At 60.8% G+C, this 24,099-nt stretch carries 25 protein-coding genes and 1 tRNA gene; 7 read left to right on the forward strand and 19 right to left on the reverse strand.

Annotated features, from left to right (window positions below; all coding sequences use genetic code 11):
- Positions 1-83: 83 nt before the first annotated feature.
- The 6 genes from PQQ51_RS15050 to PQQ51_RS15075 form a co-directional block, all read right to left on the reverse strand.
- Entirely contained in the window at positions 84-410 is a 327-nt protein-coding gene (locus PQQ51_RS15050) for an HU family DNA-binding protein (protein ID WP_408497578.1), read from the reverse strand.
- 280 nt (positions 411-690) lie between these two features.
- Positions 691-3,117, reverse strand: a complete 2,427-nt coding sequence (lon, locus tag PQQ51_RS15055) for an endopeptidase La (protein ID WP_408497579.1) — start codon at positions 3,115-3,117, stop codon at positions 691-693.
- A 205-nt stretch (positions 3,118-3,322) separates the two neighbouring features.
- Positions 3,323-4,594, reverse strand: a complete 1,272-nt coding sequence (gene clpX, locus PQQ51_RS15060; protein ID WP_007182009.1) for an ATP-dependent Clp protease ATP-binding subunit ClpX — start codon at positions 4,592-4,594, stop codon at positions 3,323-3,325.
- Positions 4,595-4,778: 184 nt separating this feature from the next.
- Positions 4,779-5,432 (reverse strand): ATP-dependent Clp endopeptidase proteolytic subunit ClpP, encoded by a 654-nt coding sequence (gene clpP, locus PQQ51_RS15065; protein ID WP_007182010.1) that lies wholly within the window; start codon positions 5,430-5,432, stop codon positions 4,779-4,781.
- Positions 5,433-5,624: 192 nt separating this feature from the next.
- Positions 5,625-6,971: a trigger factor gene (tig, locus tag PQQ51_RS15070; RefSeq protein WP_408497580.1), complete on the reverse strand. Its 1,347-nt coding sequence runs from the start codon at positions 6,969-6,971 to the stop codon at positions 5,625-5,627.
- Between the two features lie 19 nt (positions 6,972-6,990).
- On the reverse strand, positions 6,991-7,401 hold the full coding sequence (locus PQQ51_RS15075; RefSeq protein ID WP_408497581.1) for a hypothetical protein: 411 nt from the start codon (positions 7,399-7,401) through the stop codon (positions 6,991-6,993).
- A gap of 65 nt (positions 7,402-7,466) precedes the next feature.
- Here PQQ51_RS15075 and PQQ51_RS15080 point away from each other — a divergent pair, with 65 nt between their 5' ends.
- The gene (locus PQQ51_RS15080) at positions 7,467-8,612 is read left to right on the forward strand and encodes a glycerate kinase (protein ID WP_408497582.1); all 1,146 of its coding nucleotides are present in this window, start codon (positions 7,467-7,469) and stop codon (positions 8,610-8,612) included.
- Positions 8,613-8,674: 62 nt separating this feature from the next.
- Entirely contained in the window at positions 8,675-9,127 is a 453-nt protein-coding gene (locus PQQ51_RS15085) for a MarR family winged helix-turn-helix transcriptional regulator (RefSeq protein ID WP_408497583.1), read from the forward strand.
- A 55-nt stretch (positions 9,128-9,182) separates the two neighbouring features.
- Here the strand turns inward: PQQ51_RS15085 and PQQ51_RS15090 are convergent, their stop codons facing one another.
- Both PQQ51_RS15090 and PQQ51_RS15095 read right to left on the reverse strand, forming a co-directional pair.
- A complete protein-coding gene (locus tag PQQ51_RS15090; protein ID WP_408497584.1) occupies positions 9,183-10,658 on the reverse strand; it encodes a DUF3999 domain-containing protein in 1,476 nt (491 codons plus the stop codon).
- A complete protein-coding gene (locus PQQ51_RS15095; RefSeq protein WP_408497585.1) occupies positions 10,655-13,453 on the reverse strand; it encodes a DUF2339 domain-containing protein in 2,799 nt (932 codons plus the stop codon). The genes PQQ51_RS15090 and PQQ51_RS15095 overlap by 4 nt, the downstream gene beginning before the upstream one ends.
- A gap of 271 nt (positions 13,454-13,724) precedes the next feature.
- On the opposite strand from PQQ51_RS15095, the gene PQQ51_RS15100 reads away from it, so the two are divergent.
- A complete protein-coding gene (locus PQQ51_RS15100) occupies positions 13,725-14,012 on the forward strand; it encodes a hypothetical protein (RefSeq protein WP_408497586.1) in 288 nt (95 codons plus the stop codon).
- 163 nt (positions 14,013-14,175) lie between these two features.
- On the opposite strand, the gene PQQ51_RS15105 is transcribed toward PQQ51_RS15100, so the two are convergent.
- The 9 genes from PQQ51_RS15105 to PQQ51_RS15145 form a co-directional block, all read right to left on the reverse strand.
- On the reverse strand, positions 14,176-15,192 hold the full coding sequence (locus tag PQQ51_RS15105) for a hypothetical protein (RefSeq protein ID WP_408497587.1): 1,017 nt from the start codon (positions 15,190-15,192) through the stop codon (positions 14,176-14,178).
- A gap of 216 nt (positions 15,193-15,408) precedes the next feature.
- Positions 15,409-15,777: a DUF1353 domain-containing protein gene (locus PQQ51_RS15110; protein WP_408497588.1), complete on the reverse strand. Its 369-nt coding sequence runs from the start codon at positions 15,775-15,777 to the stop codon at positions 15,409-15,411.
- Positions 15,778-15,794: 17 nt separating this feature from the next.
- Positions 15,795-16,292, reverse strand: a complete 498-nt coding sequence (locus tag PQQ51_RS15115; RefSeq protein ID WP_408497589.1) for a hypothetical protein — start codon at positions 16,290-16,292, stop codon at positions 15,795-15,797.
- 246 nt (positions 16,293-16,538) lie between these two features.
- Positions 16,539-17,111 (reverse strand): glycoside hydrolase family 19 protein, encoded by a 573-nt coding sequence (locus PQQ51_RS15120; RefSeq protein ID WP_408497590.1) that lies wholly within the window; start codon positions 17,109-17,111, stop codon positions 16,539-16,541.
- Positions 17,108-17,467, reverse strand: coding sequence for a hypothetical protein (locus PQQ51_RS15125; protein ID WP_408497591.1), 360 nt, complete (start codon positions 17,465-17,467; stop codon positions 17,108-17,110). Before PQQ51_RS15125 ends, PQQ51_RS15120 begins: the two co-directional genes overlap by 4 nt.
- A 264-nt stretch (positions 17,468-17,731) precedes the next feature.
- Positions 17,732-18,175 (reverse strand): hypothetical protein, encoded by a 444-nt coding sequence (locus tag PQQ51_RS15130; protein WP_408497592.1) that lies wholly within the window; start codon positions 18,173-18,175, stop codon positions 17,732-17,734.
- A gap of 37 nt (positions 18,176-18,212) precedes the next feature.
- Entirely contained in the window at positions 18,213-18,500 is a 288-nt protein-coding gene (locus PQQ51_RS15135) for a hypothetical protein (protein WP_408497593.1), read from the reverse strand.
- A gap of 154 nt (positions 18,501-18,654) precedes the next feature.
- Entirely contained in the window at positions 18,655-19,650 is a 996-nt protein-coding gene (locus tag PQQ51_RS15140) for a phage replication initiator YdaU family protein (protein WP_408497594.1), read from the reverse strand.
- Positions 19,647-19,787: a hypothetical protein gene (locus tag PQQ51_RS15145; RefSeq protein ID WP_408497595.1), complete on the reverse strand. Its 141-nt coding sequence runs from the start codon at positions 19,785-19,787 to the stop codon at positions 19,647-19,649. The genes PQQ51_RS15140 and PQQ51_RS15145 overlap by 4 nt, the downstream gene beginning before the upstream one ends.
- 282 nt (positions 19,788-20,069) lie before the next feature.
- Here PQQ51_RS15145 and PQQ51_RS15150 point away from each other — a divergent pair, with 282 nt between their 5' ends.
- The 3 genes from PQQ51_RS15150 (at position 20,070) to PQQ51_RS15160 (ending at position 21,584) form a co-directional block, all read left to right on the forward strand.
- The gene (locus PQQ51_RS15150) at positions 20,070-20,903 is read left to right on the forward strand and encodes a LexA family transcriptional regulator (protein WP_408497596.1); all 834 of its coding nucleotides are present in this window, start codon (positions 20,070-20,072) and stop codon (positions 20,901-20,903) included.
- A gap of 136 nt (positions 20,904-21,039) precedes the next feature.
- Positions 21,040-21,321 carry a hypothetical protein gene (locus PQQ51_RS15155; protein WP_408497597.1) on the forward strand — a complete coding sequence of 94 codons (282 nt, stop codon included), beginning with the start codon at positions 21,040-21,042 and terminating at the stop codon, positions 21,319-21,321.
- Positions 21,322-21,323: 2 nt separating this feature from the next.
- Positions 21,324-21,584, forward strand: a complete 261-nt coding sequence (locus PQQ51_RS15160) for a site-specific integrase (RefSeq protein ID WP_408497598.1) — start codon at positions 21,324-21,326, stop codon at positions 21,582-21,584.
- A gap of 47 nt (positions 21,585-21,631) precedes the next feature.
- Here the strand turns inward: PQQ51_RS15160 and PQQ51_RS15165 are convergent.
- Positions 21,632-21,718 (reverse strand) — tRNA-Leu (locus PQQ51_RS15165).
- Positions 21,719-21,947: 229 nt separating this feature from the next.
- Here PQQ51_RS15165 and PQQ51_RS15170 point away from each other — a divergent pair.
- Positions 21,948-22,772 carry a squalene/phytoene synthase family protein gene (locus PQQ51_RS15170; protein ID WP_408497599.1) on the forward strand — a complete coding sequence of 275 codons (825 nt, stop codon included), beginning with the start codon at positions 21,948-21,950 and terminating at the stop codon, positions 22,770-22,772.
- Between the two features lie 37 nt (positions 22,773-22,809).
- On the opposite strand, the gene PQQ51_RS15175 is transcribed toward PQQ51_RS15170, so the two are convergent.
- On the reverse strand, positions 22,810-24,066 hold the full coding sequence (locus PQQ51_RS15175) for a DUF1501 domain-containing protein (RefSeq protein WP_408497600.1): 1,257 nt from the start codon (positions 24,064-24,066) through the stop codon (positions 22,810-22,812).
- Positions 24,067-24,099 lie beyond the last annotated feature (33 nt).

Below are 24,099 nucleotides of genomic sequence, written 5' to 3' on the forward strand. Positions count from 1 at the left end.
CTTTTGCTTTCACCGCCTGATTCGATGTTGCAGATCGATCTATATTTCGAGAACAATCTGCAATTCGTCAAGCAGCAAGCCCGTTAGTTTAGCGCATCCTTCAGAGCTTTGCCAGGCCTAAATTTAGGAACCTTGGCGGCCTTGATCTTGATAGCAGCACCTGTGCGCGGATTGCGCCCTGTACGCGCTGTCCGTTTGCCGACTGCAAACGTGCCGAATCCCACTAACGTCACTGAACCACCCTTCTTCAACGTACCCTTGACGCCACCGATCACAGCATCCAGTGCACGCCCCGCTGCAGCCTTCGAAATGTCGGCTTGCTGTGCAATGTGATCGATCAATTCCGTTTTATTCATCCCAACCCCCGAGAATATTTTGGCAATCGTGACGGCGCTCCTGGCGCCTGGCATCACGCGGCTGGCGGGTAACGCCTAGCCGCCTCATTAGAATGGGCCGAAACCCTTGTGTCAAGCGGGGTTGCGCCTGATTCAGGCGACTCCCAAAACCGCATTGATGACCAAATCTTGCAAATCATCGCTTCATGCACAAACGGTTTGGAGCGACGAAGGCGCCGCGTCCAAAAGTTGGGATAGTCCGGATTCAATGCGCTACGACGGATCTCACAGGCGTAAAAAAACCCGCGGCCGAAGCCGCGGGTTTTTTCGACAAACGCTTTGCTACTGAGTCGCGTTAATGCTTCACGACTTCCGTAGCGGCGCCGTCTTTGCCTGGTTCCGTTGCCGCCACCGGTGCAGCAGGCTTCGGCTCTTCTTCCGGCAGTGCTTGAGGCACACGTTCGAGCGCGAGTTCGAGCACCTTGTCGATCCAGCGGACCGGCACGATTTCGATCGCGTTCTTCACGTTGTCCGGAATCTCCGTCAAGTCCTTGACGTTTTCTTCCGGGATCAGCACGAGCTTGATACCGCCGCGATGCGCCGCCAGCAGTTTTTCCTTCAGGCCGCCGATCGGCAGAACTTCGCCACGCAACGTGATTTCGCCCGTCATCGCGACATCGGCACGAACCGGAATACCGGTCAACACCGACACCAGCGCGGTCGTCATCGCGATACCGGCGGACGGACCGTCCTTCGGCGTCGCGCCTTCCGGCACGTGAATGTGAATGTCCCGCTTCTCGAACGCTTCGTCCTTGACACCCAGACGACGTGAACGCGAACGAACCACCGAGCGCGCTGCCTCGACCGATTCCTTCATCACATCGCCGAGCGAACCCGTACGAATCACGTTGCCCTTACCCGGCATCACCGCGGCTTCGATGGTCAGCAGATCGCCACCCACTTCCGTCCACGCGAGACCCGTGACCTGGCCAACCTGATTTTCCTTCGCGGCCAGACCGAAGTCGTACTTGCGCACACCGAGGAACGTGTCGAGATTGCTGCCGTCGACCTTCACCGCGCCTTCTGCCTTTTTCAGCAGAAGCATCTTCACGACCTTGCGGCAGATCTTCGAAATTTCACGCTCGAGCGAACGTACGCCCGCTTCACGCGTGTAGTAACGAATGATGTCGCGGATCGCGGTTTCCGTCACATCGACCTCACCTTCCTTGAGGCCGTTGTTCTTCTTCTGCTTGGGCAAAAGATAACGTTGCGCGATGCTGACTTTTTCGTCTTCCGTGTAACCCGACAGACGGATCACTTCCATCCGGTCGAGCAGCGGCGGCGGAATGTTCAGCGAGTTCGACGTCGCCACGAACATCACGTCCGACAGATCGAAGTCGACTTCGACGTAGTGGTCGGCGAACGTATGGTTCTGTTCCGGATCGAGCACTTCCAGCAACGCAGAAGAGGGATCGCCGCGGAAATCCTGGCCCATCTTGTCGACTTCGTCGAGCAGGAAGAGCGGATTGCGCACGCCGACCTTGGTCAGGCTTTGCAGGATCTTGCCGGGCATCGACCCGATATACGTACGACGATGGCCGCGAATCTCGGCTTCATCGCGCACGCCGCCGAGCGCCATACGCACGAACTTGCGGTTCGTCGCGCGAGCGATCGACTGACCCAGCGACGTCTTACCGACACCCGGAGGCCCAACCAGGCACAGGATCGGCGCCTTCACCTTGTCGACACGCTGCTGGACCGCGAGATACTCGAGAATGCGTTCCTTCACCTTCTCGAGACCGAAGTGGTCTTCGTCGAGCACGCGTTCCGCATTCGAGAGGTCGTTGTTGACCTTGCTCTTCTTGCGCCACGGCAAGCCGATCAGCGTATCGATGTAGTTGCGCACGACGGTCGCTTCAGCCGACATCGGCGACATCAGCTTGAGCTTCTTCAGCTCGGCGTCGGCCTTCTTCTTGGCTTCCTTCGGCATGCGAGCAGCCGTGATGCGCTTCTCGAGTTCTTCGAGATCCGCACCTTCTTCGCCTTCGCCGAGTTCTTTCTGGATCGCCTTGACCTGTTCGTTCAGGTAGTACTCGCGCTGGCTCTTCTCCATCTGACGTTTGACACGCCCACGGATGCGCTTTTCGACCTGCAGGATGTCGATCTCGGCTTCGAGTTGCGCGAGCAGATGCTCGAGACGCTCGATCACCGGGAACATTTCGAGGATGTGCTGCTTCTGGTCGAGCTTGAGCGGCAGATGCGCCGCGATCGTGTCAGCCAGACGGCCAGCCTCGTCGATACCCGACAGCGACGTCAGGATTTCCGGCGGGATCTTCTTGTTCAGCTTCACATACTGGTCGAACTGCGACACGATCGCGCGGCGCAGCGCTTCGGTTTCAGCGCTGTCGGCGTGGTCGGGTTCAAGCGGCATGACTTCGCACGAGAACTGCGTTTCCTGTTCTTCGATGGAAAGCGTTTTCGCGCGTTGCAAACCCTCGACGAGCACCTTCACGGTGCCGTCGGGTAGCTTGAGCATTTGCAGGATGTTGGCGATACACCCTACTTCGTACATGTCCTTTTCGGTCGGCTCATCTTTCGCAGCCGTTTTCTGGGCGACGAGCATGATGTGCTTGCCGCCTTCCATCGCTGCTTCGAGAGCCTTGATCGACTTCGGGCGGCCTACGAAGAGCGGAATCACCATGTGCGGGAAGACGACTACGTCACGCAGCGGGAGCAGCGGGAGCGTAATGCGTTCCGGCGGAAGGAGTTGGGTTCCTGACATTTCATTTCCCCATGAGTGGAATCAGTTCGTTCGATAGGTGAGGCCAGCAGAAAAGATTGCAAGCCTCCGCGTGTGGGAAAAGTTCAGTGACTCCGAAGGTTCAGTGACTCCATTGTGAAAACAAGCTTCATTATTGACCACACGATAAACGAAAAAAGCCGTTCACGTTGCCATGAACGGCTTTTTTTGCTGAACCTGAAGCCGATCAGTTCGAACCCGCGACTTTCGGCGCGTCTTCGTAGATCAGTAGCGGTTTGCCGTCGCCGTCAATCACGTTGTCGTCGATGATGACCTTGCTGACGCCTTTCATTTGCGGCAAGTCGTACATCACGTCGAGTAACGCCTGTTCCAGAATGGAGCGCAAACCGCGCGCGCCGGTCTTGCGACGAATCGCCTTGCGGGCCACTGCCTGCAGCGCAGCCGGACGAATCTCGAGTTCGACGCGCTCCATGTTGAACAGTTTGTGGTATTGCTTCACCAAAGCGTTCTTCGGCTCGACCAGAATCTTCATCAACGCGACTTCGTCGAGCTTGCCGAGCGTAGCCACCACCGGCAGACGGCCGATCAGTTCGGGAATCAGACCGAACTTGATCAGGTCTTCCGGCTCCACTTCGCGCAGTACTTCGCCCGCGTCGCGGTCCTGCTTGCTCTTCACGCTTGCGCCGAAGCCGATGCCGGTCTTCTCGGTACGATCGACGATCACCTTTTCAAGGCCGTCGAACGCGCCGCCGCAAATGAACAGAATGTTCGTGGTGTCGACCTGAATGAAGTCCTGATTCGGATGCTTACGACCGCCTTGCGGGGGCACCGACGCCATCGTGCCTTCCACCAGTTTCAACAACGCCTGCTGCACGCCTTCGCCCGATACGTCGCGGGTGATCGACGGGTTGTCTGACTTGCGGCTGATCTTGTCGATTTCGTCGATGTAGACAATGCCGCGCTGCGCCTTGTCGACTTCGTAATTGCAGTTTTGCAGCAGCTTCTGAATGATGTTCTCGACGTCTTCACCGACATAGCCGGCTTCCGTCAACGTGGTTGCATCTGCAATCACGAACGGGACGTTCAGAAGGCGCGCGAGCGTTTGCGCGAGCAAGGTCTTGCCCGAACCGGTCGGGCCGATCAGCAGGATGTTGCTCTTGGACAGCTCGATCTCGTCCTTCTTGTCGAGATGCTTGAGGCGCTTGTAGTGGTTGTACACCGCGACAGCGAGAATCTTCTTCGCGCGTTCCTGACCGATCACATACTGGTCGAGAATTTCACGGATTTCCTGCGGACTCGGCAGATCGGACTTGGACAAGCCCGCCTCGATGCCCGCACCTGCAGCTTCATCGCGGATGATTTCGTTGCACAGGTCGATACATTCATCGCAGATGAACACCGACGGGCCGGCAATCAGTTTCTTGACTTCATGCTGGCTCTTGCCGCAAAACGAGCAATACAACAGCTTTTCGCTGTTAGAACCTTTCTTGTCCGCCATAGATGTGTGAGCCTCCGGACACTCGATTACATAATACGCCGTTTGCCCCTGCCCCGCAGTTTGGGCGCGGCAGGGTTTGAGCCAGGATAACGGCGTTCGCCGCAGGCGCTCGGACGAGTCTTGATTATTTCACAACAGATTCGACGACGGTCTCGCCCTGTTTTAAGGGCAAAACCGCACCGGATCAAGGACGCTTGTGCGCCACCTGGTCAACCAGACCGTACGCTTGCGCGTCGTCGCCGGACATGAAATTGTCGCGGTCGGTGTCGCGCGCGATACGCTCGACCGGTTGGCCCGTGTGGTGCGCGAGCAGATGATTCAGCCGCTCCTTCAGGTACAGGATTTCACGCGCCTGAATTTCGATATCCGACGCCTGGCCGCGCGCGCCGCCGAGCGGCTGGTGAATCATCACGCGCGAATTCGGCAGCGCAAAACGCTTGCCCTTCGCACCGGCCGCCAGCAGGAACGCGCCCATGCTCGCCGCCAAACCCATGCACAGCGTGGAGACGTCCGGCTTGATGAACTGCATCGTGTCGTAGATCGCCATACCGGCCGACACCGAACCGCCCGGGCTGTTGATATAGAAACTGATGTCTTTGTCCGGGTTTTCGCTTTCGAGGAACAGCATCTGCGCAACGACGAGATTCGCCGTCTGGTCGTTCACTTCGCCGACCAGAAACACAATGCGTTCTTTCAGCAGACGCGAGTAGATGTCATACGAGCGCTCGCCCCGGCCGCTCGTTTCCACGACGATCGGCACCAGTCCGAGCGCCTGCGCTTCGAGATCCCGGGACGACTGGGAGGTCAACGTGTCCAGCATTTGGGCGCGAAAGGTCATGCAATGGATCCTTGTCTGGAAATATTCTAAATATTGGATGCTAGACAGGTGTGGTCGACGACCCGGTATTCAAGTGCGCGATCGGTGCACTGGCGCCGTGCAACATCGTGCAAAACGCCATGCACATTCGCAGCACAAAAAAACGGCGTGCGGGCCGTCGCTCCGACAGCCGGCACGCCGTTGCAACAACGCTTACGCTTGCGCCGTTGCGCTTGCCAGTTCTTCGAAGCTTACTTCCTTGTCCGTCACCTTGGCCTTGCTGAGCACGAAATCGACGACGTTCGCTTCAACGACGTACGCTTCCATTTCAGCAAGACGTTGCTGGTTCGAATAATACCAGCGGACGACTTCCTTCGGGTCTTCATAGCTTTTCGCGAACTCGTCGACTTCCGCACGGATCTGCTCCGGCTTTGCCTGCAGTTCGTTGGCCTTGACCAGTTCGGCCAGCACGAGGCCCAGCTTCACGCGACGCTCGGCCTGCTCCTTGAACATTTCAGCCGGGATCGGTGCATCTTTGGCATTCGGCACGCCGCGTTGCTCCAGATCCTGACGCGCCATCCCGACGAGGCGCTCCTGATCCTGTTCGATCAGCGCGTTCGGCACGTCAAGTTCCGAAATCTTCAGCAGCGCGTCCATCACCTGATTCTTGACGATGGCTTGCGTGCGGCGCTTGGCTTCGCGTTCGAGATTGTCTTTGATCTCGGCGCGCATCTTGGTCAGATCACCGTCTTCGATACCGAGCGACTTCGCGAAGTCAGCGTCGATTTCCGGCAGGTGCGGCCACTCGATCTTCTTCATCGTGATCGTGAACTGCGCCGTTTTGCCCGCCACGTCCTTGCCGTGGTAATCGGCCGGGAAAGCCAGGTCGAATTCCTTCGACTCGCCGACCTTCAGGCCGAGCGCTGCCTTTTCGAATTCCGGCAGCATGCGGCCTTCGCCGAGCACGAATGCAAAGTCGTCTGCGCTGCCGCCCTGGAATACTTCACCTTCGATCTTGCCGACGAAGTCGACCGTTACGCGATCGCCGTCTTTCGCCGCGGTGTCCGCGCCGCCGTCACCGTGCTCGCCGGATTCACCGCGTGCGTGGAAATGCACGCGTTGCTTGCGCAGGATGTCCAGCGTGCGGTCGATTTCCGCTTCGCTGATGCTGGTGGTGGTGCGTTCGATTTCAGCCGTGGCGACGTCGCCCAGCTTCACTTCCGGATACACCTCGAACGTCGCGTCGAACGCGTAATCGCCTTCAACAGCGTCGGACTTCGGCGCGAAGCTCGGCTGACCGGCGACGCGCAGGTTTTCGGCGCGGCTGATGTCGAAGAATTCCTTGCCGACCTTGTCGCTCAGCACTTCGGCTTCCACCTGGCCCGAGTACTGTTGCGTCACCATCTTGAGCGGCACCTTGCCCGGGCGAAAACCCGGCATGCGCACGTTCTTTGCGAGTTGACGGATCCGCGAATCCACTTCCTTCTGCACGGCGTCCTTCGGCAGGGAAATCGTGACGCGGCGTTCGAGCTTGCCGAGGTTCTCAACAACGTTAGCCATGGCTTCAATCGTCCTAAAATTATTCGAGCGAATCAGTTATCTTCTCCGTGCCGCTTTTCGATGCGTCGTGCGCGATTGCGCGCTTGTAGCGTCTACGTCGCTTTGCATCGCTGCGCATCGAAAGCGCCTGCGCCGCGGGCTTGCAGGCCGCCGGGCAGCACGGTTGAGTCCAAAGAGCCGAATATTTTAGCAAACTATTTGCGCGCTTAGCCGGGATTCGATGATTTACCGCATTGCGATCCGTTTTCGTCCCGTTTTCTGTCAATTTTTGACCTGATTGATGCCACTTTCCGGTGCATCCGTCGACGCCTCCGACTGCCTGAGTCAGCACACTCGCCGTGCGGATCGCCGCCGAACGGACGATGCCAGCTATGCCGTTCGACATATTCAGCCGACGCCGCCATGCTGTTAAGCTAACGGTCGCGTTCAAGGCTGCGCGTGCCTTCCCCGCCGGCCTTCACGCACTCGCAACGATTCCAACTATCCAGAGACACTATGCCGAATTCCGCGTCCTCGCCCGTCGTCGTCATTGCTCCCGATTCCTTCAAAGGCTCGCTCAGCGCGGAACAGGTCGCACAGGCGATCGCGGCCGGCATCCGCCGTGCGCGGCCTGACGCCGAGGTGCGCATCTGCCCGATGGCCGACGGCGGCGAAGGCACACTCGACGCAATGCTCACGAGCGGCGGCGAGCGCCGCACGTTGAGCGTGCGCGGCGCGGCGGGTCCGGTGCGCAACGCGCTCACGGGCCTGCTCGCGAACGGCAGCGCGATCATCGAAACGGCGGAAATCGTCGGCATTACCGATCCGGTCGGCATGGGAGTGGCGGTCGAAGCGCGCAGCACGCGCGGTATGGGCGAAGCGATCCGCGCATTGCTCGACGCCGGCGTGCGGCGCTTTTTCGTCGCGCTCGGCGGCAGCAGCACGAACGACGGCGGCGCCGGCCTGCTCGCCGGCCTGGGTTTGAAGCTGTTCGACGCGCAAGACAACGAACTCGACGCGACGCCCGAGCAACTCGCGCGCGTCGCCCGTGTCGACGTGTCGCAACTGGATGCACGCCTCGCGGACACCTCGTTTGTCGGCATGTCCGATGTCGACAACCCGCTCACTGGCGAGCACGGCGCAACCGCCGTGTTCGGCCCGCAAAAAGGCGTGAAGCCCGAGCAGGTCGCCGGGATCGACGCCGCCCTCGCCCGCTTCGCGGATCTGCTCGAAGCCGCGCTCGGCCGCACAGCTCGCGATCTGGCGGGCGCGGGCGCGGCGGGCGGCCTCGGCTTCGCGTTGCATATGCTGGGCGCGCAGTTCGAGCCGGGCGCGGAAACCGTCGCGCGACAGATCGGGCTGGATGCGGCGCTCGAAGGCGCGAACTGGCTGATCACCGGCGAAGGCCGTTCGGACGTGCAAACGCTGCACGGCAAGGCGCCGTTCATCGCCTGTCGTCACGCGCAGGCGGCAGGCGTGCCGGCCACACTGCTGTCCGGCGCAGTCGACTCCGCCGCACTGCCGCGCCTCGCCGAATATTTCAGCGGCTGCTTCTCGCCGGCACCCGGTCCGATCACGCTCGAAGTCGCGATTCGCGAAGCCGCGCGCCTGCTTGCCGATGAAGCCGAACAACTCACGCGCCTGAAATACGGCGCGCGTTGACCCGGGCAACGGTTGCGGCAACAATCACAGCGCCACGATCGTTCACTTATCACGGGAAGACCATGAAGGCCTCCGCCAAAGCAGGGCTCGAGCAGTTCCTCACGTACCGGCTGCATGTCCTCAACAAGCTTGCGGAACGTGGCATCGGCGAACGCTATCAGGACAAGCTCGGGATCACGCTGCCCGAAGCGCGGGTGATAGCGTCTGTAGGTTCGTTCGGACCGTTCTCGATCATGGAACTCGCGCGTCATGCGAATCTGGACAAAAGTCAGGCGAGCCGCGCCGCCGAAGCGCTGATCAAACAGGGGCTCGTGAAGCGGGAGCCCAGCACGGAAGACGGCCGGGTCGTGCTGGTCTCGCTGACCGTGGAAGGTCGCGAGTTGTATCGGAAGGTGATGCCGATCGCGCGCAAATGGAACGGCGATCTGTTCGATTGTCTCGACGAGCAGGAAAAGCTCGCTTTCGGCAACGCGCTCGACAAGATCATCGACACGATGACCGCGCGCGACGAATAATCGCGGCGGTTGCAACATGCCGCGAACGGGAGATCGGTTAAGGCTTGCCGTTCGGTTAAGGCTTGCCGCTGCCTTGAACGTTATTGTCGGTAACGTCGGCCGCTGCAACCCCACCGGCACCGGCACCGGCATCGGCATGCGGCCGCGCGCCGCGAGCGAGCCGCCAAGCGATCGCCCCGAGCGACCCCACCGCTAACAGCAGCGCCGCCCACAACAGATAGCGACGCAGCGCGCCGGGGTTTCGCGTCATCGACAACGCACCGACGTCTTCGTCTACGGCCTGCGCCGTGCCGAGACGCGCGGTCGCCGCCACCGTCGAGGCGCCGATCAGCAACGCGTCGCGACTCACCGCCGTCGACGCCACCGCCGCATTCCCCACCGCCAGCGTGAACGGCGGTTCCCCACGCGCGACGAAGGTCAGCGTCGCCGGACGCCAACCCGCCGCGACGGTGAGCACGCCGCTTCCCAACCCGCCGTTACGCGTATCGACGACGACCCGCCATTGGCGATCGGAATCCGCCGCGAGTTCGAGCGATGGATTGCTCTGCTCCACATCACCGTTATGCAGGCGGTACAGCGTGGCGGCCGCCACCTGCCGCCACGGTGCGTCGAGACTCGCGCGCGAATAGACGAGCGCGGGCGCGACGGTATTCGGTTGCGGCAAATTCAGGCGCAACCGGTCGACGGGATACGGGGCACCCGTCGAGAAAAAATATTCGCCGGGTTTCGGACCCGTGTGAGACACGATCCCTTCGCGCCATTCCCGCTCCGTGTCCGCGCGTTGCGCACTCACGACGCCGACGGCCTGCACTTCCAGTTCGACCGAACCGATATACGGCGCGCCGTCGAGCCAGCGCAAACGCAGATAACGCGCATGCGCGCCGTCGAGCGCGATGCGATCCTGGCTCAGCGTGCTGCCGTTGTAGGTGACCTTCAGCAGTTGCGAATCGCCGGCCGGTTGCCAGGTGCGCAAATCGTCGCTCGATTCGAGCGTGACGCGGCCCTGATAGTTGTCGTCTCGGATGTGTACGAGCAGTGCGTCGGGCTGATCCGCACCGTGCGCGGTGCGCCCCAGATCGATCAGATCCGTGTCGTGTTGCTCGCGATCCGGCGGCGCAGCGGTGGCGCGCAACGAGCCGTCGGCTGCGATCGTCACGCCGAGCGGCGCCCCGCCGCGGGTCGCCGTGCCACTCCCGTTCGCGTTCGTGCCGGGCGCGGCCGGCCGCAGCGGAAACCATTGCACGCTGCGCAACACCGGCCGGGTTCGAGGCGGCTCGCGCGGCGTATCGAGCGAGAACGGCACGGGTTCTCCAGCGCCGTTGAACACGCGCACGTCGCCGAGATCGCTGCGCTGGCTCGCGGCATACACGACCGAAGGCAGTACAAGGCTGTAGTACGCAGCACCGCCTTCGGCCTCGAGCGTGAAGCGCTGCGCGAACTGATCGGTTTCGGCGGACGCCGGCACAGCCCAGCCGGGTGCAAGCGACGCAATCGCCATACACCAGCCGGCCGTTGTCAAAACTCGCTTCATCGCTCGGCTTCCTGAACTGCAACTTTGGGCGGCAACGGCGAGAAGTAGCCGATCAGCAGCAACATCACACCGATACCGATGAATGACACGATCCGCTCGATACCCGTCACATGCGACAGATCGAACAGGAACAGTTTGACGACGGTCACCCCCAGTAGAGCGCCGCCGACGAACCAGACCAAACGGCCTGCCCGGCGCGTCGCCCAGATCATCGTGGCGAGCGCGCAGACCGTCCAGAAAACCGACACGGAGGCCTGCACGAGCATCGAGTGCGATAGCGCGTCGAGCCGATACGGCACGCCGGTCCAATGATGCAGCGTCCGCAGCAACAATGCATTGAACCACAGGAAAAGCGTGGCCGGCACGGCGTAGTCGAGCACCTGTGCAGGCCAGCGAACACCCACAGCGCGCAGGCGTCGCAGCCAAACCGCGCACGCGACGAACACGAGGATTTGCGCGACGTCGAGTGGATTCACGATCGGCAGCCAGAAGAGCGGCGCCGCGCTGCCGTCGTTCGTCACGCTGGCGATGCTCCATAGCCATAGCAACACGGCAAGCGGCGCGGCTGCCCACACCTGGTATGCGTGGACGAAGCGCGCGACCGGCCAGCGCAGACGCTGCCCTGCACCCGCCAGCAGTAGCAGCAGTACGCCGTAACCATAGGCCCACGCGCTCCAACTCCACGCGCCTTCCGGCACATAGGCGCGCAGGCCCCAGAAGCCCTCCAGCGCGATGAGCGCGGCAGCCGTCCAGAACATCAGCGTGTGCAAGGGCGCGAGCACACGATCGCCGACATCACGCTGCTGGCGCCACAACAGCATGTAAGCGCCTGGCGTGACGAACGCGCACACCAGCCAGCCGTAACCGCTTAGCGGCGCTTCATTCAACACGCACAGGTTCGCTGTCAGCAGCGCGAGGCTCGGCACCAGCGCCAACGCCGGCAGTTCCGCGAGCGGCCAGCGCAGCGTGCGACGCGCGCCGTGCGCGAGCCACGCGGACAGCAGAGCGAAAAGCGCGACCGCGGCAATCTCGAAGCGCTCGTGATTACCGACGAGACGAGCATGCGTAAATACATCGATCTCGTTGAGCCCGCTCCCGAGCCACCACAGCAGTCCCCACACGGCGGCGGCGATGCCGAGTCGCGGCAGCCATGCGTGCCACTCGCCCGCTTCGCCGCGGCCGTGCAGGCGCCATCCCGTGAAGATGGCCGCCGACGCGATCAGCAGCGCCGCGAGATAGGGGCCGTTCAGCACGGGCCACGCGTTGGCGTAATCGAAATACGTGAACGTGTCGATGACGAAAGCGCCCGCCGCCGCGACTTGCAAGACCAGGCCGAAGCCGCACGCCACCAGCCGCCGTTGACGCACGCCGAGCCACGCGATGGCTGCGCCTTCGATCGCCCAGGTCGCGCTCGTCGTCGGTCCGGTGAAGGCGAGCGGCACGGCGAGCGTCGCGAAGATAATGGCGAGCGCCAGCATCGCCTCGAACAGCATGCCCAGACGCTCGCGACGGCGCGTCAACCACGCAGCGAGCGCGAGGTAGAACGCGGCCAAAGCCACCGCGCTCCACGCGAGGCCGAATTCCGTACCCTTCATCAGCGCCGCTTGCAAACCGATCGTGACGAGCGGCGTGCCGAACACTAGCGTGCCGTCGACGTAATGCTTGAGCGCCAGTTCGCGGCGCACCGCATAGAGCAACGCAATGCCGGCATACATCAGGAAAAACAGGATCAGAAACGGTTCGGTGCTGGCGAGCAGTTCAGGACGGTAGGCTGTCACGCCCCACACGGCGCCGATCGAGAACGTGAACACGAATCCAAGCAGATTCAGCGGACGCCACGCCTTGAACCACGCGATCGAGAAAATGCCCGCGTTGAGCAACGCGTAGTAGCTGAACAGCATCACGTGACTGCCGCCGCCTGTGGACAGCAACAGTGGCGCGAGAAATCCGCCCGCGCTGCCCATGAAGGCCAGCGACGAAGCGTTCTGCCGCACCGCCAGAAAAGCGCTCAATGCGCAGATTGCGATCATCAGCGGGAGCGCCGCGCCGGTCGGTAGCAGGTGGTAAAGGCGCGTCGCCGCGAACACGGTCAGGTACAGCGCACCGACCCCACCGCCTTGCAGGATCAGGCCGTACGCGCCGCGGCGCTCGCCGATGCGCCAGCCGAGCGCTAGCAGGGCCGCCGACGCGAGCGCGACCCCGGCCAGGCGGAATTCGATCGGCAGCAAACTGTTGTCCGCCGCGTATTTGAGCAGGAACGCAATGCCGAAGAACAGCACGACGATGCCGACCCGCACAACCGTGTTGCCGCCGACCAGCCAGTCACGGCCTGCTTTGAACAGACGTTCGGCGAAATTGGGGCCGCGGGGCGGGGATGCAGGCGGCGCGGACTGCGTTCGCGGCGATGGGAATTCGCGGGAAAGCGGCGGCGAGATTGCGCCAAATGACTCGACGGTAACGTTCGGTGCCATGGAAGCGACGGGGTGGGCGCCGACTGCCGCAGATTCGCCAAAGCCGTCCGCGCGCAACTGACGAAGCTCATCGCGCAATACGCCAATCTCGCGCTCCAGCCGCTCGACGCGCGCGCCAAGCTCCTCGGGCCTTATCGATGCTTCGGTTGCAGCAGGCGTCGAAGGGATTCCCGTCACCGCGTTCTGCGGCTTTTTCTTCCGCAACTGCGCAAGGGCAAAACCGGCAAGCGCGCCCAGCACTGCGCCGACGCTGACCGGAAAAGCGTTTGACAGCGCGAAGATCATTCCGATCACCGCACCGAGCACCGCGAATATCACGCTCATCGCACCCCTCTTTTATTGTCTTGTCGGCGAGAATCCGTTCGGCAACACGGATCGATACGGCTATATATAGCGTTGGCGATACGGCGAAGATCGGCGCGCAGAATACCATGACAATCTTGCGCGACTATGCGCGTGAACGTCGGGCTCCCCGCAGCACGAACACCACCCGTGCTCGCGCAGCGCAGTCGCCTGCGCCTTGCCCCGTTAACCATGTCAAAATTCGGATCGGCCACGAGCCTTCAATCCCCCTCTTTGATCCAAGGAAGCTTCAGTGGACATCAACAAACAGGTAGCGGCCCTCACCGCTTCGGAACTCCAGACCGCCGGCGCGAGCCAGGCGACAGCAATAGCCGTTAGCGTGCTATTGCGTCATCTGCGCTCACCCGAGCTGGTCAAACTGTTGTCATCGGCATTCGAAAACCACCAGGCGGTGATGCTCCAAACGCCGTGGCCGGATCAGATGCTGCAGGCGTTCGAATCGACCCGCCGCTTTCTCGAAGGCGCCGCGCAAGCCGAGTTGCCGGGTAACGACCCGCAATCGCAACCGCCCGGCGTCTGAGCGAAACGAAAGTGCTGACTTGCCCCGCGCAATTCCCGCCTCCAACATTCGACTCTCCACGTCCAGAGCGGTGAAGCCTTCACTTCGAAGTATGTCTTCATTCAACGCATAACTGCAGATATCAGGGCGGCCCAGACGGCATCATCCGGGCCGCCCCCATAACTTAACCGCGAATTACACCACGCGTGTACCCGTGCAGCACTGCACCGGTGCCCACCGAAACCGTAGCCAGCAAGGTAGCGTAATGCACGCTGCCTTCGGCCACGTTCGCAGCATTGGTGGACACGATCGGAGTGCCGGCGTTACCGCCAGGGAACCACGTACCCGTGAGGTCGCCGAGCAAAGTGCCGTCAATTGCGTTCTGATACACGATCGACGTACTGTCCTGATTGGCCGACATCTCCCCCGTCGACGACGTCTGAACCGCCTCATCCGCCCACGAGATGAACTCGACGCGCGCAGCGGTCGTCACCTCTTCCATCGTCTCATTGGTAAACGTTACGGTCGGGACCGTCGCCAGCAGGTTCTTGGTGCGGCGATTGAAATAGCTCAGGCAGAAGCGCTTTTCCACAGAGTCCACGAAGTTCGAGCTCGCATCGGTTGCAATCGCGCCGACGAGCGTTTGCGACGAATCGCCGGACTTCACCGCGATGCCCTTCGCGAACACGTACCCGGTGGTCGCCAACTGGAGCGCCACGGCACCTTCAGAGAAAGACGCGTAGACGTAATAGAACGTCGACGCAGCAAGCCCGCTGTTCGAAGCCGACACACCAGCGTCCGCAATTTGCTGCGGCACGCCGCCGATGATCAGGTTATTGCCGTTCAGCGGCGTGAGCGCGATCGAAGTCGGGCTGGCAACCGACAGGCTGCATTGACCGTGGCCGATCTGTTGCAGTTGCACAGCCTGATCCGGTTGCCCGGCGGGAGCGACTTGCAGCGCGCCACCCTCGCAGCTCACCAGCACCCAGCAGAACGCACCCGAGTTGAGCAGCGGACCAACATAAGACACGAGCGTTGCGATACCGCCCTGCACGATTTCGTTTCCCTGCAGTTGCTGACCGCCGAGGCCAAAAATCGGACTCGGCGCGAGGCCGTCCGGCGCGAACGTCGCATTGCCGACATTGCTTTGGTTGACCAGAAAGGCTTGCACAACCCCATTCGTTGTGGGCAGTTTAGCCATGGGAACAGCGTTTGATGCGATGTATGCAGTTGTCATTTTGTACCTTGATGATCCGGACCCCGGATCGATTTGAGGGTTTCAAAAAGTATGGACAGACAGATCAATCACCACGAATCACAGCGTCAATTCAGGGCTCTAAATACTGTATATCCATACAGTATTCTATAGATGAAATCTGCCGTGAGCAACGCGATGCGATGAGAAATTTTTGTGTATTTACATTGCCGCGACTCCATTCCAATGCTTGCCGCCGCCACCGATTCGTACTCCTGCCCATAGAAGCCACGCACGCCATGCCGGGACCCCTGACGCACGGGCTGCTTCGCGCAGAACGGCATCCGCCATTTGGCGTGAAACCGTGTGCTCGGTGTAGAGCCAGTCATGCAGCGCGCTCGCTTCGTGGGCCGTGTCGCCGACCAGCATGAATGCGAAAAACACGCGCGGCACCGAAGCGAAGTCGGTCTCGAAGCCGGCCGGAACCGTCAACGTCATGCCGGCGATGTCGGAACGATATACGAGCGGCGACAGAAGCCGCCAGGTGCCGCGGCCGCTGTTCGTCGAATCGCTCACGAGCGAAACTTTCATAAGGTCTTCGAACGCACTCACGATGCGGCTGCCCCACTCGCGGGATCGGGTGCTGACGGCGGCGGCATCGAAGGTGTCGCAACGTAGTCCGCAAGCGCGGTCGACACAGCCAGTTGTGCTGCCGTCAATGCGATTTGCGCTGCGCTCTTCTGATCCGTCGTCCAATTCGACGCGCCAATCACTTTGATCAGCGCCGGCACGCCGTCATCGATCAACGCAATGATGTCGGCCTCCGGCAAGGGCGCTGAGCTCGAACTCGCGAGCGTGACGCACGACGCATTCATCGTCTCCGCTGCCGTGGCCAGGTATCGCTGCGCCTGCGCCGACAAATTCGAATTCATGGCGGTCATCGTCGCAACAAGCGGCACGCCGACGGCGCAGACCTTTTGCGCCTTCACCTGGAGCGTAGCCAGCAACTGCGCAGGGGGTTGGATTGCGGGTACGCCCGACGCGCCGCATGCGTAGAGAGCTTGCAGCGCTCCGCCTGCCGCTAAAGCGGCAAATAGCTTCTTCATGGATTTTTTCCTTCGGAGTTGCCGCGATCGCGGCGAGAGGTGTTACTGCGCCGACGCAACGGATTGCGGGGCGCCTTCGTTTTCGGCGTTGGAATCTCCTATTGCCGGTGATGAACGATTTCGGCGACGGCGAACTGAATGCTCTCCTCGCCGTACTTTTTCGCCAATGTGAAGGGCAAAAACAGTCTTCGGACTGTTAAGGACTAGTGCTCGCGACGTGAATAAGCGTCGGCGTCCACGCGGTGGCTAAGCGGCCGCCAACGCCTTCTTCGCAGATGCGTAAAGCGCGACGCGACCAACCCAGCCATTCGGCATCGCTCTCGACGTCGCGCTGCCGACATTGACCGCTCGCGATACGCCGAGGAAATCGCCAGCGATGGCAAGCGTGCTCAGGTCTTTGTTGAACCAATACCAGGCCGCCGACATCGCGGCGTTTGCCGGTTGCTCGAGCAACTCGGGATGGTTGATCAGGTCGAGATCGAGCCCGATTGCGGCGAGCGTGTAATTGCGCCGACCGGTGATCTGAATCAGGCCACGGCCGCAAAACAAACGACCATCGCCAGCCTGAGTATTGCCGAGTTCTGTTGCCTTCTTCGATGATGGCTCGTACGACAGTTGCGCCTGCGTCGGCCCCCATATCTCTTTCGTGTACCCGAGATACATGGACTCGGCGCCGATCGTTGCAAGGAAAGCGGCGACGTCGAGTGGCTCCATGATTTGATACTTGTCGCAGGCCGACTGGATGGGCTGAACCCATAGCGCTGCGCGCTGCTGGGTCGCGCCGCAGCCGGCGCCGATGATCTGCGGCGTGAGATTCATAGCACCGCCATCAGGAATTTGAAACTACCGGCAAGCCACTCGGGAAACCGGCGGTATTCGCTGTAATACCAGACGCCATAAAGCGCGAGAAATGGCATTCCGATCGGAAGGAACATTTGCTTCAGAAAGAATCGCCAGGCGGCCGCGAGACGACACATCAGCCGCGCGCCGGCCGCGACGTCACCGAGGATGTTGCGAATGAACGCGGTGTCTTCTGCAACCTGATCCGCAGTCGCTTCAACCTTTCGAGTGAGCCTCGTGTTTTCTGCAATCGCCGCATCGTGCGCAACCAGGTACTCGACAACGTGTGCGCGAAATTCAGGATCGGGCATCGTCAACATGTCTTTGGCTTCCATGGGGCCCTGGGCATAAAAAAGCCGCCCGAAGGCGGCTTGTTGGTGGAATCGTTATGCTTTGCTTTGCGTCACCATTCCGGTGAAACGCATTTATTGGTTTTGCTATCGCGACACACGCCAGCAATCAGAATCGATCGCCCGCTGCATTTTTCCTGTCGATCTGCGATCGCCCATAAAAAAACCCGCCAGCCTTTCGACTAGCGGGTTTCTCGGACGCATTTTCCCGTCGACAAATTTACCTAATTTTGGTTAGGAGTGCAAGTATTATTGGCAATCCGCCGAATCGACGCTTGAAGCGGTCTCAGCTTCCCTGATAAGGCCACGTAGTACCAACATCGGCAAAAGGCGCTTTTTTGCGGCCTGATATGTCGCGTGCTGCGAGTCAGAGCGACAGGTGCTCCACACAGAGCAGCCGGACATCTTGTTACGCAGACTGATGCTGATCGCCGCTCGCATCTCTGACGTCAATGTTCCCCGGTGCGACAGGTCGTCCATGGCCGTATCGACTTGCATAGCGAGCTGGTCGTCAGCCCATTCGTAGGCCTCCGCGGTCAATTCGTCCTCATCAAGCGGGGTTTGATAGTCACGGCATGCGCGGTCTTCGGAGCGGTAATAGTGAGCGAGCAATTCTGCATGCGACTGGCGGATCTGCCAGCGGTACCAGTTCAGCAGCACTTCTTCGATTTGTTGGCTTTGGTCCAGCGTCATGTTCACTCCGGCTGAATATTTGTCGCACCGCTGCATTTCATCGATCTCCGTCGATGCCTTCCGGCCCCTGATTCTGGATACGTTTGACAGCCACCCCGCGCAGCGTCGGCTGCCCAATCTGCGTCGCAGCCGCGACAGACGTCCCGACTGCCGCCGTAATGCCGTCGGCGACTTCGTCAAAGGTGCTGTGCGGCGCACTTCCGGTTCGGCGCATCAACTCACGTTCGGCGAAACTACGACCTACTGTCATGTCTTCGCGCACGCGTGCCGTGCCGACCGTCGTCGTGCAACCGTGGTAGCGCAGCGAAGTCGCGCGGCTCGTCATGTCGACCTCCCGCCGCGAATCGGACCTGGATTGCGGGCCATCAGCCGACGTGCGAAGCACCCATCTCGCGGATGAACGTCATTCCGGTTGCCGAGGCAATACGTCCGTGGGCGGCCCGACATCAGGGGCGCGTTTTTGCAGATGCGGCAGGTGTTCACGCAACCTCCGTCCGGCTTACTGTCTCGCGCGAGATATCGTTGAAGTAGCTGTACAGGGCGTCGTATTGCTCATCGCCAAAGCGCGCCGCGTCGCGCAACATCGCCTCCATCCATTTCCCCGGGCCGGCCGCCTTGACGACGCGCGCCTTGAACCGCATGAATACTTCGCCATCCTTTTGAATTACGCCGAGCTGTTTGCCGCGTTCGATAACACCGCCCGTCGAGACGTGCCAGTTCGAGGCGGTCGCACCGCCGGCAATCGGCGACTGCGCCTTCACAGGAAACAGGCCAGTCCAACCGCGTATCACCGCCTCTTCGACACTGACCTCAGGGCTCTGACCAACGGCTGCCAGCATCTCGAGCTTCTTGATCGACACGCGGGCTGCCGGGCGCGTCCACGGCGCATCTTTCGATTTCGCCTCGCGGTGCTCACACCACATATCCCACACGGCGAACGGGATCGTATCCGGCAGGTCGATGTTCAGAAGTTCTGCATGCAATGCGACTCGCGGCGTACGCTTCGCAGGTTGATGGTTCCCTGACGGTTCTTCTGGTGACTTCTGGTGAATCAGGTGCAACCCACTGCGCCCTTTAGCGAAATCCGTTGCATCGATTGTGCTGCCCGCTGCATCCTTTTTGCTCGCCGTTGCATCCTTTTCAACAGGTGCATTCGTTGCGCCCTTTGAGCCAGAAGAAAGAGACGCAATGTGTGCACCGTTTATCCAGTCAGCGCTAATACGGTATTCACATGCCCGGCCACGGCCACCACCGGAGTTCGCCACTTTGATCAGCCAGCCGATCTTTACCATGCTCTGGATCTGGTACTGGACCGCGCGCGTCGAACGGCGCGTTTTCTCGGCCATCGTTTCGATGCTCGGGAAGATATGCTCGCCGTTGTCATCGCAGAAATCGGCAAGCTTCAGCGCGAGCAACAACTCGTGATCCTCGCCGGGGTAGCGATCCCATACCATCGTCTGAATCTTGATGCTCACGCCGCCACCTCCAGCTTCACACGGTAGCCGTCGCCCTGCCTGCTTGACAGGTCAACGACGGTAAAAACGTGAAAAGCGTCCTGCTGGATTTCAGCCACGCTTCGGCCAGCGTGACCGCTATAAGTGATCGCTTCCAAATGGACTCCGATAAGAACTACAAACCAGGATAGAAGACGCCTGGCTCACAAGAAGTTTATGTGTCGATTCAACTCATTCCGATTCGCGGGCCGTTCGACCGGCGTTTACGTCGGCAGCCTGTTGCGCCTGTTTCATCCACCGCCCGGCTTGCTTGAGCCGTTTTTTTGTTGCACCCATAGTAGCCCGACTTCTAATCATGGTCAACAGTCATACTGCTTGCAAAATATTAGGCACACTAATATTATTCGCCCATGCCAGCAAAACCTCTGACCCGCGACCAGATGGCCGACGCCAATCGGCTTCGTTCGCTTTTCGAAAACTGGCAGGCTGAACGCAAGAGCAAAGGCGAACCGTCATCCCAGACGGACGCCGCACATCTGCTCGGATTCGGGCAAAGCGCGTTGAGTCAGTATCTTCGTGGCGCCATTCCGCTGAACATCGATGTTCTGGCCAAATTCGCGACACTTCTTGGAAGTTCACGCGATGCCATCAGCCCAGAACTTGCGGCCAAAATACGCGCACTCGGCGACCCGGAACATAACAACGAGGCGTCCAGGCACACTTTGTCCAACGATAGTGCCGCGAGCATTGAGCAAAGGGACCACTTAATTAAGCGTTTGCTTCCTGACGGCAAAGGTAACGTTATCGCCTGGGAAGCGGAAAGCGATTTGCCCGAGGACCCCGAGCGAGTCTGGATCGATCGCTACGACTATCAATTTTCAGCGGGGTCGGGTTTGATTCAGTGGGAAGTGAGAGAGAAGCATGCTCTTCCGTTCAATCGATCATTTTTCCGCGCGTTGGGCTCGAATCCCAAAGACTGCAGGCTGCTAGTCGTGCGTGGTGACAGCATGGAGCCGTTCCTCTTCAACCGCGACGTCTTCATGATCGACGCGACGAAAACCCGAGTGCGCGACGGTGGAATTTACGCTGTCTACTTCGAAGACGAGCCGCTCGTCAAACGGATATTCAAGAGGCCAGGCGGCGCTCTTATCTTGAACTCATACAACTCGACGAAATTTCCGGATCGTGAGATTTCCGTCGACGAACTCGAGTATGTCAGAGTCGTCGGCGAGCTGATCTATCGATCGGGTTCTGGACCCGCCGGCGGAAATTAATAGATTTCGCGCAGCGGCGATATCGGCTCGAATCTAAACAGGAAGGTGTTGCAAACACAGTTCGGGGCCCCTGTGGCCGTCCAGAATAGTGCCTCGGCACGGCGGCTTCACGCTCTTTCCCGAGCGGGTCATCGCCATGCAAGAGGTCTCTGAATTGGCACGCGTCGCCGGCCTCATGATCGTGCTCAACGGTCGCGTCGGTCGCGAGGAATACCGCAGTGTTCTGACGCGCGAAGCCAAGGGCGTAGCCGAATACCCGAAAACATCCGCCGGTCGTCGAGACGCTCGACTGTTGCGGCCGGCCATCAAAGCGCTGGCCGAGCACAAGCCGTTGACGTTCCTTGTCGACCTTGACGGTCCGATATTCCTGAGGTCCGCCCACGAACGATTTCAGGATCGCATCGGATCTGGCGCGTAGCTTTGAAGCGCGCCGGCGTGCGATATCGCAATCCATACCAGACGCGGCACACCTACGCCTCGATGGTGCTGTCGGCCGGCGAACACCCGATATGGGTGGCAAAACAGATGGGGCAAGCTGACTGGACGATGATCGCCCGCGTATATGGCCGCTGGATGCCGTCCGCCGATGATCTGGCGGGCGACCGGGCCGTCGAAAAGTTTGCCGAAAATGCTGGCAAATTTGCTGTCTTTTCCGCCGTAAACAGGGCAAAAACTGGCTAGATTTTTGACAGATTTTATTCTTAAGTCGTTGATTCTTAACGACATTTTGGTGCGAGGGAGGGGACTCGAACCCCTACACCCTTGCGGGCGTCAGGACCTAAACCTGGTGCGTCTACCAATTTCGCCACCCTCGCAGCCGGGCCAGCCGTCGCCGTCTCGCCCGATGTCCTGTCCGCCTCCAAACGCGTCAAAATCACGCGCCCGAAAGCGTAAGCGCGAGATTCTAACCGATTGATTCGCGCTTGTCTGCGCTTGTCGGCATTTTCCCCGGCATCTGCGCGACGAGCGTCGATGCTACAATTTTTGGCTTAGCGCACGCTCGCCGTGCCCCTCTACGCCTGCCCTTCCCCGTCTACCCATCCAGTGAATTTCGACGAATACTGCCAGCAGAAAGCGGCGCCGCCCGGATCGAGCACTTACTATGCGCTTCGGCAGTCTCCCGCAGCCAGCCAGCCGTTGTTGACCGCGCTGTTCGCACTGCGCCGCGAACTCGAAGAAACCGTCAAGGAAACGAGCGATCCGGCCATCGGCCGGACAAAACTCGCGTGGTGGCAAAACGAACTCGCGTCGCTGGCTGGCGGCTCGCCATCGCATCCCGTGTCCAACGCGCTGGCCGCCTATCTGCCCGACGTCAAAGCTGAATATCCCGCGTTGCAGGCGCTGCTCGGCGGCTTTGAAATGGACTTGGACCAGGCGCGCTATCTCGACTACCCGAATCTGCGCCGCTATATACAAAGCGTCGGCGGCGCCTTCGCGGGGCTAGTGGCTCGCGCGAGCGCGAAAGACAAAGCGCAGGCGTCGAACTGGGCTGCGCCGCTCGGCGAGGCATTGATGCTCGCGCAGTTCGTGGTCGAAACCGGCAACGATGCGCGCCACGGCCGCATCTATATTCCAGTCGACGAAATGCAGCGCTTCAATGTGCCCGCCGCCGACCTGATCAACCGCAAATACACCGACGGGTTCACCGAACTCATGCGCTTCGAAACGAAGCGCGCACGTGACGCGTTGACGGTAGCAGTCGGCGCGATACCGGCTAACGAGCGTCGCACGCAACGCACGTTGATCGCGCACGTCGCGCTTGCGTTAGCGCTGCTCGACGAGATCGAACGCGATGGCTATCACGTGTTGCACCAACAAATCGGTTTGACGCCGATTCGCAAGCTGTGGATTGCGTGGCGCGCGCGATGAGCAAGACAGCGCTCGCCTCGACGGGCAGGCCTGCCCGTCACACACGCAGCAACGGCAAAGGCTCGAAGCGCTGCTGCAGAATCGCCGACGAATCCAGCCCCCACCAAGGCCCGAGCACAGTCGCATAAAGCTGCCGGAAGTCGACGCCAACCGGCAAGTTGCCATTGCCGTCGAGCCGCGCAAGCACCGGCGGCACGCCATACAAGCCGCCTTTCACTCGCCCGCCCATCACGAAATGCGGCGCGACGGTGCCGTGATCGGTGCCATTGCTCTGATTTTCACGCGGACGCCGGCCGAATTCGGCGTACGTCATCACCAGCGTGTCGTCCCAGCGGCCAAGCTCGACGAGCGCCGACTTCATCGACGCAAAGCCTTCGGCCAGTTGCTTGAGCAACGCGGCCTGCTGACCGGACTGGTTCTGATGCGTGTCGAAACCGTTCAGCGTGAGACGGATCACCGCGACGCCCTGCCCGCTGTCCGGCTGCGCCCGTGGCGCGGCCGCCGATGCGCGGCTCTTCGGCGCGTCGCTGGCGGCAAGCACCTGCATCGCCGTTTTGATCGACGTGCCGAACGCGCCGCCGGGAAACACCGTCTTCAATTGCGCGTCAGCTTGCGTGGGACGCAGGCGATCGGCGGCCTTCACGATATCGTTCTCGACGTCGAGAATATGTGCGAGCTCCGGATTGCGTTCATGCAACGACACCGGTGTGACGAGCCGCGAAGCTTTCACGAATTGCGCCGGATTGACGAGCGCAATCGCGCGCGCGCCGTTCGCGAGCGGTCCAATTTCGGCGCTGCCGATCACCACGCCATCCGCGACGAAACCAGCGGGCACCGGCGTCTGCGCAAACGCGCGCGACAACCAGCCTTCGCGCAGATATTGATCCGAGCGCGATGCGGTGTCCCAGATTTCGATCGAGCGGAAATGCGACAGGTTCGGCTGCGCATAGCTCACGCCCTGCACGATCGCCAACTGCCGGCTCTGCCACAGCGGCATCAGCGGCTGCAACGACGGATGCAGCGCCGTGCGTTCATCGAGTTGAATCGCCTGTTCGCGTTTGACGCCGATGTTCTTGCGCAACTGATAGTAAGCAGGATCGGCAAACGGAATCACCGTGTTCAGGCCGTCGTTGCCACCTTTCAATTCGACGAGAATCAGCAGATTGCCGTAGCCCCGCTCGAGCGGCCCCGCCGACCCATGCGCGGCCTGCAGCATCTCGGCGCCGAACGCGCGCGGCAGCCACAGCGTCGCGCCGGCAGCCGCGCCGAGCGAAAGGAAGTTGCGTCGTTTCATGCTGCACCTCGTTCTGTTGTTTGGGCGCTTACC

Origin of the sequence: Paraburkholderia xenovorans (genome assembly GCF_046030735.1) — a bacterium.
Classification (GTDB): domain Bacteria; phylum Pseudomonadota; class Gammaproteobacteria; order Burkholderiales; family Burkholderiaceae; genus Paraburkholderia; species Paraburkholderia xenovorans_A.